This window comes from Gaetbulibacter sp. M240, from assembly GCF_043876815.1.
Taxonomy (GTDB): domain Bacteria; phylum Bacteroidota; class Bacteroidia; order Flavobacteriales; family Flavobacteriaceae; genus Gaetbulibacter_A.
Genome location: NZ_JBAWKA010000001.1, coordinates 404838 through 420690 on the forward strand (window position 1 = coordinate 404838; position 15853 = coordinate 420690).

10 protein-coding genes and 1 tRNA gene are annotated in these 15853 nt (G+C 37.0%); 2 read left to right on the plus strand and 9 right to left on the minus strand.

Features of this window, described 5'->3' with window-relative positions; translation table 11 throughout:
* Positions 1-30: 30 nt before the first annotated feature.
* Complete coding sequence (locus V8G61_RS01835) at positions 31-1230, plus strand: NAD(P)/FAD-dependent oxidoreductase (RefSeq protein ID WP_394873722.1); 1200 nt, start codon at positions 31-33, stop codon at positions 1228-1230.
* A 33-nt stretch (positions 1231-1263) separates the two neighbouring features.
* On the opposite strand, the gene V8G61_RS01840 is transcribed toward V8G61_RS01835, so the two are convergent.
* Together V8G61_RS01840 and V8G61_RS01845 are read right to left on the minus strand one after the other, a co-directional pair.
* Positions 1264-2145 carry a DMT family transporter gene (locus tag V8G61_RS01840; RefSeq protein ID WP_394873723.1) on the minus strand — a complete coding sequence of 294 codons (882 nt, stop codon included), beginning with the start codon at positions 2143-2145 and terminating at the stop codon, positions 1264-1266.
* Positions 2146-2256: 111 nt separating this feature from the next.
* Positions 2257-3648, minus strand: coding sequence for a dipeptidase (locus V8G61_RS01845; protein ID WP_394873724.1), 1392 nt, complete (start codon positions 3646-3648; stop codon positions 2257-2259).
* Between the two features lie 114 nt (positions 3649-3762).
* Here V8G61_RS01845 and V8G61_RS01850 point away from each other — a divergent pair.
* Positions 3763-3844, plus strand: a tRNA-Leu gene (locus tag V8G61_RS01850).
* 96 nt (positions 3845-3940) lie between these two features.
* Here V8G61_RS01850 and V8G61_RS01855 read toward each other — a convergent pair.
* From V8G61_RS01855 to V8G61_RS01885, 7 genes are all read right to left on the minus strand, one after another.
* Positions 3941-5482 (minus strand): T9SS type A sorting domain-containing protein, encoded by a 1542-nt coding sequence (locus tag V8G61_RS01855; protein WP_394873725.1) that lies wholly within the window; start codon positions 5480-5482, stop codon positions 3941-3943.
* A gap of 252 nt (positions 5483-5734) precedes the next feature.
* A complete protein-coding gene (locus V8G61_RS01860; RefSeq protein ID WP_394873726.1) occupies positions 5735-6619 on the minus strand; it encodes a T9SS type A sorting domain-containing protein in 885 nt (294 codons plus the stop codon).
* Between the two features lie 393 nt (positions 6620-7012).
* Entirely contained in the window at positions 7013-7939 is a 927-nt protein-coding gene (locus V8G61_RS01865; protein WP_394873727.1) for a glycosyl hydrolase family 17 protein, read from the minus strand.
* A 13-nt stretch (positions 7940-7952) separates the two neighbouring features.
* The gene (locus V8G61_RS01870) at positions 7953-9518 is read right to left on the minus strand and encodes an MFS transporter (protein WP_394873728.1); all 1566 of its coding nucleotides are present in this window, start codon (positions 9516-9518) and stop codon (positions 7953-7955) included.
* A gap of 12 nt (positions 9519-9530) precedes the next feature.
* Positions 9531-10961, minus strand: coding sequence for a glycoside hydrolase family 30 beta sandwich domain-containing protein (locus V8G61_RS01875; protein ID WP_394873729.1), 1431 nt, complete (start codon positions 10959-10961; stop codon positions 9531-9533).
* 76 nt (positions 10962-11037) lie between these two features.
* Entirely contained in the window at positions 11038-12345 is a 1308-nt protein-coding gene (locus V8G61_RS01880) for a glycosyl hydrolase family 17 (protein WP_394873730.1), read from the minus strand.
* 42 nt (positions 12346-12387) lie between these two features.
* Positions 12388-15843 (minus strand): hypothetical protein, encoded by a 3456-nt coding sequence (locus V8G61_RS01885; protein WP_394873731.1) that lies wholly within the window; start codon positions 15841-15843, stop codon positions 12388-12390.
* Positions 15844-15853: the final 10 nt, after the last annotated feature.

Here is a 15853-nt window from a genome sequence, read left to right on the forward strand (position 1 = left end):
AAATTTACATAGGTTTTAAAACATTGAATTATGAAAACTGTTGTTATTGGAGGGAACTTTGCAGGAATGACTGCTGCCCTCGAGATCAAACGAAAAGGGAAAGCACAACACGAGGTTGTGTTAATCGACAAATCACCACTTTTTCTTTTTATTCCATCGCTGATCTGGGTTCCTTTTGGCCGAAGAGATATTCAAGATATTTCATTCAGAAAAGATACTATATTAGAGAAAAAAGGTGTCACATTTTTAAAAGCCGAAGCGCTTCAAGTGGATACTAAAAAAAATAAAGTAACAACCGACCAAGGTGATGTGTTTTATGATCATTTAGTCATTGCAACAGGGCCTAAGGTAAAATATGATGTAGCTCCCGGAGTTAAAGAATATGCGCACTACATTGGAACACCAAACGGTGCCATGAAAACCAGAAAAGCACTTGAGGAATTCAAGAAAAATCCCGGCGACATTGTTATTGGGGCCACTCAAAATGCCGGCTGTATGGGTGCCGCTTATGAATTCCTATTTAACGTAGAAAAATGGCTTAGAGAACAAAACATTAGAAAAAAAGTAAACTTGTACTGGGTAACACCTGAAACCTTTTTAGGCCACTTTGGTATCGACGGGATTACTGGAGGGGAAACCATGTTGAAATCTTTTATGAAGATGTTTCATATTCACTACAGAACCGAAGTGGGTATCAAAGAAGTTTTTGAAGATAAAGTTGCATTGAGCACCGGTGAAGTATTGAATAGTCGTTTTACAATGTTAATGCCACCGTTTGTAGGTGTGGATTTTGTAACGAAATCTAAAGACCTAAACGCTACAGCTGCCGGATATATTCCTGTAACAGACGATTACAGACACCGTGATATTCCAAATGTTTGGGCCGCTGGTATTGCCGTAGATGTAAAATTACCTTTTACACCGGGGAAAGTACCGTTCTCTGGTCCGAAAACAGGTTATCCTTCTGATGAGACTGGTAAAATTGTAGCCGAAAATATTATTAGAACAGCTCAAGGTAAAACCGAGTTGAAGAAAAAAGCTTGGGGTAAAATACCCGGAATCTGTGTGATGGATGCCGGTAAGAAAGAGGTTATTATTTTAAGTAACAGCTTGTTCAAACCCAGAAAGTTTGCCATCATGTTACCGAATGTGATTTTTGATTTTTCAAAAGTATTATTTGAGAAATACTTTATGTGGAAAACCCGACATGGGTATTCTCAATTGCCCTAAGATTGATTGTTAGATGTGAAAATTACAGCTTGTTTATGACGAGCTGTTTTTTTTGTTTTTACCAGAGCGATTGCTCTCAATAATTGCCGTGGTTAAGATAAGAGTGCCTCCGATGAAGGTATTCACGTTTGGAATTTCGTTCAGGAACAGGTAGGCCATAATGATACCAAATATGGGCTGTACACTATTGATCAGGCTGGCCGTACTTACCGAGAAATATTTTAGTGTGTGAATGAACAGGGAATGCCCGATGGCTGTGGTTACTAAAGCTAATAGAATCACGTAGGGATATTGCGTTTTTAGGTTACTCACATCCATAAAAAACATTACCGGGAGCAAGACCACACTGAGAATTCCGATTTGCTGCAGCATAAGCACCGTGCCGTTGTACTGCTTTACGTGCTGTTTTAAGAACAGATTTCTCAAGGCATAACAAAAGGCTGAAAAAACACCGAGTAAAATACCTTTCACATCGCCACTTTCAAAATTAAATTCGGGGGCTAAAATGTAAATCCCAATAAGGACAATAACACCTAAAACAATATGCACGGCATTGAATTTTGTTTTGAAGAACAAAGGCTCTAATAATGCGGTGATGACTGGAAAGGTGAATAGGGATAACATCCCCAGGGCTACATTTGATAATTTTAAGGCATAAAAATAAGTCACCCAGTGCGTACCCAGCAGCAGAGCGCTGAGTAAAATAGTAGGGAGATCTTTTTTAGATTTTAATTTGATATTATACGATTTGTATCGGCAGAAGAGGTACAAGAATAAACCACCCAGAGCACAGCGCAACCAAATAATGGTGGGTGTTGGTAAATCGATGAACTTTCCCAGTACGCCGGAGGTGCTTATTAAAAGTGTGGCTACTGCGAGTAGGGATAGTTGGTTGGTGTGTTGGTTGTTTGTCATGGTTTACGGCTTTGTGTTAGGGATTGAAGCGGCATCCTTTTTTTGACGCAGGAAAAAAAAAGATACAGCGGAAAGCCCGACTCCCGCCCAAAAGCGGGAGGAACACCCTTATTATTCATTAAATAATGCTGTAAAATGTTTATAAAATAGGGGTATGGTTTCGATGCCCTTAAAATAGTTGCGGATGCCGTAATGCTCGTTTGGGGAGTGTATGGCGTCGCTGTCGAGGCCAAAGCCCATGAGGATGGTTTTGCTGTGTAATTGCTGTTCGAAAAGGGATACGATGGGGATACTGCCGCCGCCTCGTTGTGGTAAAGCGGGAGTGCCAAAAGTGTCTTCGTATGCTTTGTTGGCTGCCTGATAGCCAATATTATCGATTGGTGTTACGTAGGCCTGACCACCATGGTGCGGGGTGACCTTTACCGTGACCGCCGAGGGTGCGAGACTTTCGAAATATTTGGTAAATTTTTCGGTGATATCGTGCCAATCTTGATCGGGAACTAAACGCATGGAAATTTTAGCGTAGGCCTTACTAGCGATAACCGTTTTGGCACCTTCGCTGGTGTAGCCACCCCAAATTCCGTTGACATCCAGAGTTGGCCGAATGCTGTTTCGCTCGTTTGTGGTATAGCCTTTTTCCCCATAAATATCAGGGATACCGATAGATTTTTTATAGTCCTCCAGATTGAAGGGTGCTTTGGTCATTTCGGTGCGTTCTTCTTCGGATAGATCCTGAACCTGATCGTAAAATCCGGGGATGGTAATATGGTTATTCTCATCATGTAATTGAGCGATCATTTTTGCCAGAATATTGATGGGATTGGCTACCGCGCCACCGTAAAGTCCGGAGTGGAGATCGCGGTTGGGTCCGGTCACTTCAACCTCTACATAGCTGAGTCCGCGTAGGCCAGTTGTTATGGACGGTACATTAGGAGCGATCATCCCTGTATCGGAAATAAGGATCACATCATTCTTCAGTTTTTCTCTGTTATCTTTAACGTAGGTACTTAGATTTACACTACCAACTTCCTCTTCGCCTTCGATCATGAATTTCACATTGCAGGGTAGGGTATTGGTATTGGTCATGATCTCGAGGGCTTTCACATGCATGTACATTTGCCCTTTATCGTCACAGGCACCACGGGCAAAAATAGCACCGTCGGGATGTATGTCTGTTTTTTTGATTACCGGTTCAAACGGTGGGGAATCCCATAGATTTAATGGGTCCGGAGGTTGCACATCGTAATGTCCGTATACCAGAACGGTGGGTAAGTTAGGGTCGATTATTTTTTCGCCATACACAATAGGATGACCCTCTGTAGTACAAAGTTCTACGCTATCGCAACCGGCTTTTTCGAGACTGGTTTTAACGGCTTCGGCCGTTTTTAGAACGTCTGCTTTATAGGCTGAGTCGGCACTGATGGAAGGGATCTTAAGCAGTTCGATGAGCTCGTTCAGAAAACGGTCTTTATGGGAATTAATATAGGATTGAATAGTATTCATTTCGGAATTTTAAGGATTGAATTCAAAAGTATAAAAAAAGAATGTTTTTAGTGGTTTGAAGTTTGGAATTTAAAAATCTTGTTTATATTTGCATCCCGATTATCGCGGGACTCAGCGGGCGTGGTGGAATTGGTAGACACGCTAGACTTAGGATCTAGTGCCGCAAGGTGTGGGAGTTCGAGTCTCCCCGCCCGCACTGAGAAAAAAGCTTCTTGAACTTCAAGAGGCTTTTTTGTTTATGGAAAATCTTTATCGAGGAATCCAGCTAAATATGTCTATAGAATCTTGTTTTTTACTTTTTGATCACCTTTTCAATTACGGACCCATCGAGTTTAAGGAAGTATGTTCCTGAACTGAGGTGAGAGATATTTAAAGTTCGGATACCCTTCGCTTCATTAATTTTTAAAACTTCTTTGCCCTGAGTATTAAATACGGATACCGTTTTTAATAGTTTAGAAAAACGAATGATACCTGTTGTTCCATTCGGATAGGAGATTCTTTTTTCCTTATTTTCATTTGAATTCTCCAGGTCTAAGGTTTCAATACTTAGATTTATGTATTTTACAATATCGCAACCGGGGTCATCATAGATGTCTGCAAAAAATGCGGATTCTGTGTAAAGGGTTCCGGCATTAGATAAATAACTGTCGGCTGCGGTTATGTTCAGCGTTTCCGATCCACAATCTGTTATCTCTGTTAGGGGCTGTCCGTTATCAATTTGGTAGGGGTTATTCTCCATAATATTGTTAGCGCCGCAGATATTACTGGCTTCAGGGGTTACTAAAAACCCTCTTGCGAAGGAATTTCTTAGCGTGCTGTTAAGTACTTTGCCGCAATTGACATTGAAAAACGCAACACAGTCGTCTCCGGGGGAATCAATAAAGCAATTTTCAACGATCATATTGGTTGAAACAATATCTGAAGGCTGGTTCATTTGAGGACCTCCTGAAGGGGTTGATAAGCAAGGCATTTGACCATTAATGGGTTCGCCACGTTCAATTCTGCAACCCCGTATTGTAAGGTCTGAAAACCCACCACGAACAAGGCCTCTGGAACTTCCCGTCCATTTAATGTTTTCAAAAACAACCTCGCCACCTCTATTAAACCAATAAATTTCTCCTTCATGTTTTGATTTAACGCCAACCAAATCTCCCACGGCATAATTTGTTAATATCTGGTTTGGATTAGATAAATAAAACTTCCAGGTATTACCACTTACTAATTCGGGATATAGATAAACACCATTTCGATAACCCCAGGGAACCTGATCATTATCTTCTTGAATCACCTGGGGATCCGATGTGCTATTGGTATATTTCCTGAAATATCGGCCCTGGGCAAATGTATCGTCATATAATTCTAATGGCGTTGGAAAACCATTTTGTATTTCCAATACAAGCTCTCCGGCTGCTATACTCACCACGGTGCCTTGTGTAACGGTGTAACCGGGTCTGGCCATATGCATATCTTGAAAGGTTATTCTATACACATCAATGCCATTCATCATGTCCTGTCTGGTCTCGGTGAAGATGAGTTTAGTTAAATCCATGCCAGCGCCTTTAAAAATTAGTCGTCCATTTGGTCCGGGTTGAAACCCGGGTCTAAAATTTATTCCATGACTTCCGTTACCACCTATATTATAGGTGCCTTCGTCAATGGTTACGATTATCGTGTCATCGGGATGAGATAGAAAATGGGTCCGGGCATCCGAAATAATATTTGCAAAGCCTGACTGTGTAACACCATAGGTTGCGTTTAAATTCCATGTAATTTCTGCTGCAAAAAATTGGATGGGAAGAAATACTCCTAAAATAAGGCATAACGTGGTTCTCATGATTATTTGGATTCTTTTAATATGACCAAAGTTCCAAATAATCTGCTAAAGGCATTAGTTATTTTGTAACAATAAAGGGCTTGATTGTAACCCCGGCAAAATATTGTGAGTAGTTTATGAAGGTGAACCGATCTTTCTGCGTATTCCTAAAAAGCAAAAAGCCTCTTGAATTTCAAGAGGCTTTTTTAATTTATAAACTTAAGATGAAATAAAGGTTTTTTTAAAATGCCTTATTACCTTAAATATTTAGGTTTAATTTTTAACCAACTTAATAGTTCCTATTCCTGCTGGTGTTTCTATTTGAGCAAAATATAAGCCTGTTTTTAAACCTGAACCATCGATACTGGCTTCAAAAGTTTTAGGAGCCATAGTAATAACATTTTTCCCTAAAATATCATAAACACGGATGTTTGTGATCTCAAGATTAGATGTTTTTACGATCCAATTATCGCTGGTTGGATTTGGATAGGTTGTAAAATTAGATTGTGCAAACTCTTCAGAACTCAAAGCAGATTGCTGAAAAACTACAGAACCTAAAGAAGCCTCAAGAGCTGGATCTGCAGGTAAACCATACACAATAAACCCATATTGGAAATGGGTGTCGGCGGGCACTACATCAGTAAAGGGACGGGTTACAGAGAAAGTGCCAGTACCTGTAACTATAGTTTCATAACGAACACTACTGGAATAATCTCCTGGGAAAACAGCAATAAATGCTTTAACAACATAACTACCATCAATGGTGAAAGCATTAACATCACCGCTAAAAGTAACGTCTTGAGTGAAAAACTCTGGGTTGGCACCTTTGCTTACTTGCAGATAAGATAAAGCTTCAATATTCTTGTTAGGGTTACTTGGTGGAGTTCCAGGATTATCGAACCAAGCAGCATTGTTATTTTCATCAGTCCAAATACCATAATTTGGTTTTACAGTCACCGTGGTTCCGTCAAATTCAGTTTTCTGCTTATCAAAAGCATAACCAAAACCGAAAGCAAAAGATTCATCCGATGTGTTAAATGCATTTACATAAGGATTCCATCCCGTACCGTCTGCATTGGAAACGGAGACATTCAACTGCGCAAAACCGTTGAAGAATGTTAAAGTTAATAAAGAAAATAAAAGAGTAATTTTTTTCATAATAAATTAGTTTTAGTGGATAATTGAAATTTATCTTTTAGTAATTTTAAAAAGATATGTATTTTTATTAAAGATTTTTCAAAAAACACCCATACAAATTACATACAATTCAAATAATTTTAAAATTTTTTAAAAGAAATCAAAAAATATATCGTTTTAAGCATGAATTTGTTTGAATGACTCTTAATATTAACTTCATTCTTCAAGAAAAATATCTTTAATGTTGTGGTGTTGTTGTGGTGTAGTTGTGGTTAATGATTAAAACCTTGAAGTTTAATTATTCACTAAAAGAGCTTTAAAATGCAGAAAATCAATAGAGTAAAAAAAAGTTGTTTTATTCAATTGAATAAAACAACTTTTTTGAGGTTTTTAATTCGTTTAATTAAAGTAGTCCTAAAGGAATAATTTTTTGTTATAAACAACTAAGGAATCTCTCGTAAACTTAGAGTTTTCATTTTTATCCCATAATCCCCAGTAGGCTCCAACATCGCCTTCTGATCCCACTTTCCATGATTCATCAAAAGAGGAGAAATAGAATATGTCAATATTATCTTCTGCAGCCCATTTTTGAGTATTTACAAAGTACTTAATGGCATTTTCGAAAGAGGGTAAAGCACCTTGCAAGCCTTCCCCTTCACTTGGCCAACCGGTCTCAGAAATGATCACTTTTTTACCTTTACCGGCCTTAACAGCTTGGTTATACATGTCTTTCATATAAATCAAGGAGTAATCGATATCACAACCTTCCCAATACGGGTAACAATTAGCGAGTATAACATCGCAAGCTTCGGTAATTTTCGGACGATGAGCAAACTCATAATAGGCGTCTACATATCCCATGGGGATATCTGGAATGGCTGCTTTAACTTCAGCCATGTGTTTCAGAAGTTCTTCTTCCGTAAGGTCTTTTCTATACATCACTTCATTGCCCACAGCAGCAATATCAACATAACCCTCTTTTGCTAATTTGATCAGTCCTGCAATTTCTTTTTTATTAATTTCAGGATCATCTCCCAGCCATGCACCTACTAAAGTTTTCATTCCATATTCCCTCGCTATAACCGGAATTAATTCATTACCATCTGTGCAGGAAAATGAACGAACCCATTTGGTATATGGTTTAATAATTTTCATACGCCGGCGTATTTGTTTTTCTGTTATCTGGTCGCCTGGTTTTTGATCTTCTTCATAAGGACTAAAACCAAGACCATGCATACCCTTATTTAATACGCGCTTAAAAATATTTTGCAGCCCTTTTTTTGTTTTATTATCAAGGTTTAACCCTGATAGTGCCATTATTTTGTCTTCTCTGTACGACATACTTATTTAAGTTTTAGAGTTCTCCTCTACGTTTCACTAATTCTTCTTTAATCTCTACAGCTCTGGCTTCTGAGAGACTGTATTTCCACATCACCCACATGGCCAGTGCAGCGGTTCCTGATGGGATTATAATATCGGCTATTCTCAGCCTATTCATCGTATCTAAAGTTTGGACTGTAACGTTGGGGTCAAATCCTACTATTTTTAGTATGAGACCTCCTAAAACCAGAGCAATAGCTTGACCAAGTTTAACCATCCACCAATAAATAGCTCCGAATGTGCCTTCTTTACGAGGCATCCCGTTGGTTAATTCATCCAGATCGCAAACATCGGCGGTCATACTCATCATAAGAGTAAATAACCCTCCCATTCCAAAGGCGAAAAAGGGAATTGGTATAAAAATAAGCCAAGGGATATCGTTAGCCGGATTTATAGTAAACCAAGACATTCCTATATCGTTAAGAATAGGATTGAGGTATCCAAAAATAGAAGCCAAACCTGAACTTAAGCCTTCTCCGAATGCTGTATCATTAAAAGAACTATTTAACTCTTTATCAAAACCCCACCATTTTAAAATATATCCTACAACAGAGAGGCCGGTAGAAATTAAAAAGGCATTTCTCTTACCCCATTTATTGGCCATTTTTGAAATAATAGGTATTACTAAAAAAGCGGTGATCATAGCGTTAATGGTATTAAACCAGGCGGGCCAAGTTCCTGCTATTTCGTAACTTCCATTATACATGTAAAAAACAATAATAAAAACACCAAAGGCTGCTACCAGTTGAAAACCGTTAAATACCAGAAATGTAGCTCCGCATAACTTCATGAAAGGTTTGTTTTTGGAAACTTGCTTTATACCTATAAACAAGTCTTTCATGTTTGAAGCCAAAGTTTTAAAGGTGATTTTTTTTCTGTTTTCCATATGTGCAGAATCTATACCTTTACAAAATAGGGCCGGCATTATTCCAAAAACAACACACATGGCGCCTACTATCAGCGCCATTGTTCGGACACCTTCGGTTTGCGTATTAAATGTTTCGGTGTCTGGAATGATAACATATAACCAAGGCACGATCATCCATGCGATTTGTCCCATACTATTGGCAAAACTCATCAAACGGGTTCTTTCGTTGTAATCAGAAGTCATTTCATAACCTAAGCCTACCAAAGGGGTAGCAAACATGGTATTCCCCACAAGAAACAGAATTTGAAGGATCATGACTTGCCAGATAATGAGTGTTTGTGAAGCATTATCATCAATCTGCCACATTAAAAAGAAAAGTATACCACTTATGATGGCTCCTGTAAAAATGTAGGGTCTTCTTCGGCCCCATTTTGAGGTTGTATTATCTGATATAAAACCCATAATAGGATCTGTGAGGGCATCAAATATCCGTGGTAACCCTCCTAAAAGTCCTGCCCACAAGGGGTCTACACCCCAGGCTGTTAATAAAAAGAACTGAATAAATACACCGAGTGTTCCCGGTAAAATGTTTAATATGAAGTGACCTGATCCAAAAGCTGCCTTTTGGCCTATAGATACACTATCTCTTGATGCTGTTTTAATTTTAGACATGTTTTAGTTAGGTTAGTTATCGGTAATTAAAATAGTTTGAATTGCTTTAGCATCTATTACAAAATCGATGCTTTTATTATTTAAAGTAAGTTTGATATTTTTTGGTGTTTCCTTTTCATTAAATAAAACGACACAGATACTACCATCAGGATTTTCAGCACTGGTAGCCATTAATTCTTTATCTGAATTTTCTAATGCGATAATTTTAGCATTTGGTCTGATGTATTTGCTAAAATGAGCCATAGTATAGTACAGTGGTGTAAAATAAACTTCGTCGGTATCCGTATCAACAAGAACGGGTGCTACACACCAGTTTTCAAACCAGTTAGGACCACCTTGCTTATCTAAAACCATATTCCAATCTACCCAGCCATCAACCCAATTATTAAGACAGCCAATAATATCTCTGGCATACCGGTTTACAGGAGCATATTTAGGATGTAAGTATTTTTGATCTTCCGCAGCCCAGTCCCAGCCCCAATCGGTAGCTTCTTTTTTCCAGTACCACGAATCATCGCGCCAAACAGGAACTTGCGAATCAACGCATCCTTCCGTTTCTATTAAATATTTATTTGGTGCTTTGGTATGCGCATATTGAAGTGCCTCAGGAAATACTTCATAGGTACTTTCATACCAGTGAATAGCCGTACCGTCAAAATATTTTGAAGAGGCTTCATCCCGAAACATTTCATCTACCCATTCTTTTAAACCTGCACGATTTTGATCATAGCCTAAAATTATTTTATCTCCATAACCATCTTTCTCTAATTTGGGGCCTAAATGAAATTGTACAAAATCCGTCATCTCCTTCGGAGTAAAATGCATACTTTCCCAATTGTTTCCGTTACCATGTGGTTCGTTTTCAACTGTAAAACCCCAAATATCAATCCCTTGATCTTTATACGCGTCCAAGTATTTTGAAAAGAATAAAGCCCAGGTATCATAATATTCAGGAAGTAATTTTCCCCCAACCCATTGTTTGTTATCTTTCATCCAAGGTGCTGCCGTCCATGGCGAAGCGAAAATTTTAAAACCATCTTCGGATATGGCAATGGCTTCTTTTATCATGGGAATAAGATCATCTAGATCTTCTTCAATTGTAAAATGCTCAAGGTTTTTATCATCTTCTACAGGGCTATATGAATATTGACTTAATGAAAAATCACAAGAATTCATATGGGTTCTGGTTAAGGAATATCGGGCACCATCTTTAGCAAAATAGGCCTTAAGAATAGTGTCCCTGTTCTTTTTACTTAGTCTATTCAATAAATAAGCTGAAGATTCTGTAAAAGCGCCACCAAAACCGGTAATGGTTTGGAAGGTTTTTTCAGGATTTAATTTAAGCGTTACGGAATCATCTGCTTTTTGAAAGGTTGTTAGTTCTGTAAGCTTGTTACCCTTAGCCGAAGTTTCAAAAACGGTGAATTTTAAATTAGTAGTCATTGGAGTACAACTTAAAATTGTTATTAAAAAACAGTAAATACATAGCTTAACTAAATTCATTTTTGTAAAATTATTTTTAATGTGAAAAATTTACTTCTTCCGGAGCCGGTGGTACAAGTACATCTTTCATTAGTAATTCTAAATTTCCATTATAGGTTTTTATTATGGGGTTTCCATCTCTTGTTAAACCTTTGAAGATCCCTTTATCAACTAAGTCCCAAATGGCATATTTAGCTTCTCCTTTTAAGTTTATCAATCCAAAATGGTTTTCAGAACCTAAGGGGTTTCCGGCATCTTTCCACGGTTCATCAAAGGCCTCAAAATAAAAACAAGAAATATTATTTTTGTTGGTCCACGCTCTCAATAGTTGGTAATAGCGCCCGGCTTTGTATTGATCGGTTGCTCTTGAGCCATTAGCTCCGTAAAGTGAATTTGACATTGTCGCCCAACCCGTTTCACCAATATGTACGGGTTTATTAATACCCAAACTTTTCATGTAATTGGTAACACTGTCGTGTTGCTTTTGCGCAAACCTAATAGCACGTTGGATAGCAGAATCAATTTTTTCACTATCTGTAAGCGTTTCTTCTTCAGAAGGTACAAACCAAAAATCCGGATTGTAATAGGAGTTATGCATAGGATATGTATGCATAGAAATATAATCTACAGCTTTAATTAATTTATTTAAATCATTAGTATGGTATACAGGATCTCCACCACCCCAGGATGAAAAATCATCGGAGCTTGTAATCCACAAATCATTCGGTAGTTCGCCTGATTTTTTAAGGTTTTGTAAATGATTAACCCATTTTAAAATGACATTTGGGCGCACAAAATAACTTGTAGCCCAATGTACCATGGCTTCGTTTCCTACAGAAATAATTTTTACGATCTCCGGATATTTCTTAGCTAAAACTACTGCTTGTGCAATCTCTTTGGCATTTTGTTTACTTTCAACCTCGTGGTTAGGAGTTTTATCTGTCCAGGCATTTTCACAGTCTATCCAGGCACCAAGCATCACATACATTTCAAAATTAGGGTCTTCCCCTTTTAAAGCTGTAATAGCTTTTAATAAATTTGAAGCTTGATCCAGGTGAACATTATAAGTTCGAACAATTTTAACCCCCATAGCGGCTAAAATTTTCATATCATCTTGTAACTCTTTAATCGTGGGTTGGATATCACGTGTTTTATGGCGGTAACCTCCGTAACTAATAGCTAAGTATTTGGGATTTCCTAAGATATCGGCTGCAGTCATGTATTTATATTCTTTTTCCGGGGTTTTTTTATTTTTCTGGTTTTCGAAACATCCTGTTAGCATTCCAAAAAGGCAAATGGCTAATGTAATTTTTTGAATTTTTTTATGCTTTTTTTCGAATATCATCAGATGCTTTTCATTTTAAAAATCAAAAAAGTGTTATTAGTTTTAGCGATTAAATGACACTGTTATTTGACGTACTTCTCCTTTTCTTTCAAAGATGGATTTAGAGATCGATTTGTCAAGGATCATACTATCTGAATTCAAGCTATTACCATTATTTAGCTCTACTGTTAAACCAACATCATTTGAGATCTTGTAAACAATAGGGACCTGACAATAGGTATAGCATAATGTATGAGGCTCTAAATCTAAATTTTGCTCTGTTTGATTCACATCAATAAAACGGAAGTTTGAGGCTTCTGTTAAAAATTCTTTGGTTTGTAATAAACGGGGATTGAATACTATTTGTCCATTGGCAACAAAAACACCCAATTCTCCAAATCGGCTTAGAATATCTTCTTTTACTTGTCCTGTCATTCCCGGCTGTTGTGCTCCTTTTGTAGCAGGCGTATGGGAGTAGGGATCTGTGGGGAATGCCCCGTATAATTCCGGTGATTTATGAACGCCAATACCCGCATTTATCTCGTAATAATGTTCAAACAATTTTCCGATTACAAGATCACTTTCATTTGTGTTAATGGCGAGTAAACAATTTTCCTGAACCGCTAGTAATAGTTTGGATACCATATGCCAATAAATAGATCCTAATCCTTCGTAACCAAAAAATGTTCCTGATCGACCCGTAAAAGATTTGTGATCAAAAACAGATTCAAATATTTGGAGTAATAATGATTCTTCTGATTTAATTAAAGTCTCATAAGAGCTATCTAAACTATTTAAGGCCTTTTTTAAACTATTGGCATTGTTAAAATCTGCATTAAAGTGATACTGTCCTTTGATATCCCGATTAATAATACTTTGATCACCTCGGGCGACTAATTGTTTGAGCAATTTCGATTGTTCCACTTTTTCAGAAGGAATGTTGTTCTTTTTGTCAAACCTTGGTAATTCCTTATTGGGATATAAAATATAACTGTATTGGTCTTCTCTGAATAGCGCACTTTCTTTTAAACCATTTAATAAATCTAAGGCCTGAGTAGGAGTGAGGTAGCCCGAACTTAAAGCAGCTACTTGCCCTTCTAACATTTCTGATAAATAAGAAATAGAGATCTCATGATCATTTTCAATCGTCATTAAATTGTAGGCATGATACATATTATCAGGCCGTTTATTAGCCTCGATACTGTGTTCTAAATAAGCTTTTGTAACCTTTATAAAATTCGAAATATCGTTTAGGCTTAGTGCTGATTTCTGGTTTTTAAAACCATTATTATATATGGTTTCTCTGAATTGATTTCCAGCATTTCCTAAACCATCCAGAATATTTTTTCTGTCTTTATCCGATATTTTACCTGATAAAACAGCCTTGTTTTTTTCGAGAGTTGCTACAATAGCATTAAAGAAAATTTGTAATTCTTTAGAAATATGAATCTCCTGAGTTTTTGCTTTTTCAATGATCTTTTCAAAGAAATTTAAAAAACGGTATTGGTAATTAAGGGTCACCATGGATACACCGTTACCAACCAAAGCGTTGTTGGCATCGTTCCACTCGGGGCGTTGTGTATTTAACCAAATTCCGCCTTCAGGAATGAAGTTGGAAATTTTAGACAGAACAGTAGCTAATAATTTTTCAATTAAATTAACCTTATAAATATGAGCATTTTGGTCTTCCAATAAAGCGCCATCTGCACCTAGAACGGCTCTTTTTTCATTTATTTTATGATCTAACTTAAAGTCAAAATCAATAGTGTCCTTAGGATTTTTTAAGATCTCCTGATACGATTTAATTTTGTAGGGCACATTAGCATAAACAAAAATATCTTGATCAAATCGTTTTTCTAAAGCACCAGGGTAATGGTTTTCTATAATTTCTAAAAACTTTAATAGATAAATTATTTGATGATCGCCCCAATAACCTATATAAGACCAAGGGTCGTTTTCTTCAATAATTTCCCAATCAAAACCATCTTTGGTAACCCGATACGGATTATAACCTTCAAAAGTAGTCGCATTTAAAAATTTATGGATCATACCTTCAATAAACTCCGGATATGAATGTGCTAATGCTTCCCAGTTTTGGAAAATATCACGCCAGTTTCCTTCATAATCCAAAATTTTTGAACCGTCAATAGGACTTTGTGTGTTTATCGAGAATTTATTCCATGGTCTACTTGGATCGCCATGTCTTCTACTGAATTTAAGTGGTAAATATTCAAAGCATAAGCGCTTAAAGTCGTAATTTCCGTCTTTCTCTGCCAGTTCTTTTAATTTATTTAATAGAATAGTTTTCCCCCACTGATTTAATAAAGATTCTTTTTCTTTAAATACCGTTTGATTCGCTTTGCTTAAATATGTTTTGAAGTCTTCAGTTTCAATAGTATAACCTCGATCGAAAATACCACCACGCATGATATTGAACATGGTATTGGCAAAGTGTCTGGTATTGGTTAATGGGTCTGCAGTTTTTTGAAGACCATCTGAACTTCCTATTAATTCTACGAGAGTTTTCGAGCCTAATTGGATGTCAGTTTCTACAATTTCTGCGACCTCATTTTCATTTTCTATAAGATCAGAAATTTTAACAACATCAGATATGGATTGATTTACGTTAGCGACAAACATCCAGTTTTTATCAGCGTTTCCGTCCAATATTATATCTGAACAAATAAAATAGGCGCCTTTTTCAGCTTTAACATCTACTTCTGTAGTCACTTTTCCACCACTTCTAAACGTATCTAGTTGTATAGATGACAGTAAATAGGTTGGTTTATTAAGGCCAGCCGACCAAACTATATTAGCCTTTAAAGCTTCACTTGGTTCTGCTTTATCTACAATAACTGCACTTAAGGCATAAATTCCTAAACCAACATTTTCCTGCAATTCACTTTTCTTGTAGGCATCGACTAAATTACTTCTGCTATTTTGTAAATCTGATGATACATTACTGGGCAGGATGTTTTGTAAACCATCTAAAACCGTTAGGGTTACCATTTGATCAGAATCATTTATGATTTTAGATTTTTTTATAAACCCGTATTGGTTACTGGAATTCCATTGGTATCTGAAGGTCAACCCTAAATCAAGATTTTTTTCTTCAAAAACCACTTTATTTCCAAGGCTGTTTTTGTATAGATTGGTTTCAGTATTATAAATGCCTTGTTGACGAATTGAAAATGGCTCCCAAATAGTTGCTTTATCTTTTGTTTTAACTTGAAAAATGGTTTTACTACCGGTATATTCAGCCATTTCAGTAATCTTGTCATCCGTGTAATAAGGGAATAAAGAGGATTCCGCATTTTGCCTACCGGCTGTTAATCCACCGTTGCTGGAAATAAACATCCAATGGTTAGAATCACTTACTACACTCATAAAAAAGGGACGCATTTTGTCACTGTTTGAAATCTTGTAAAAAGATTCATTCTCAAAAGTGATTAATTCTCCTTTAATTTTTTCCATTTTATTGGAATCTTTAAGGTCTTCTTTATAAACTTTACTATTCATTTATTTAAGC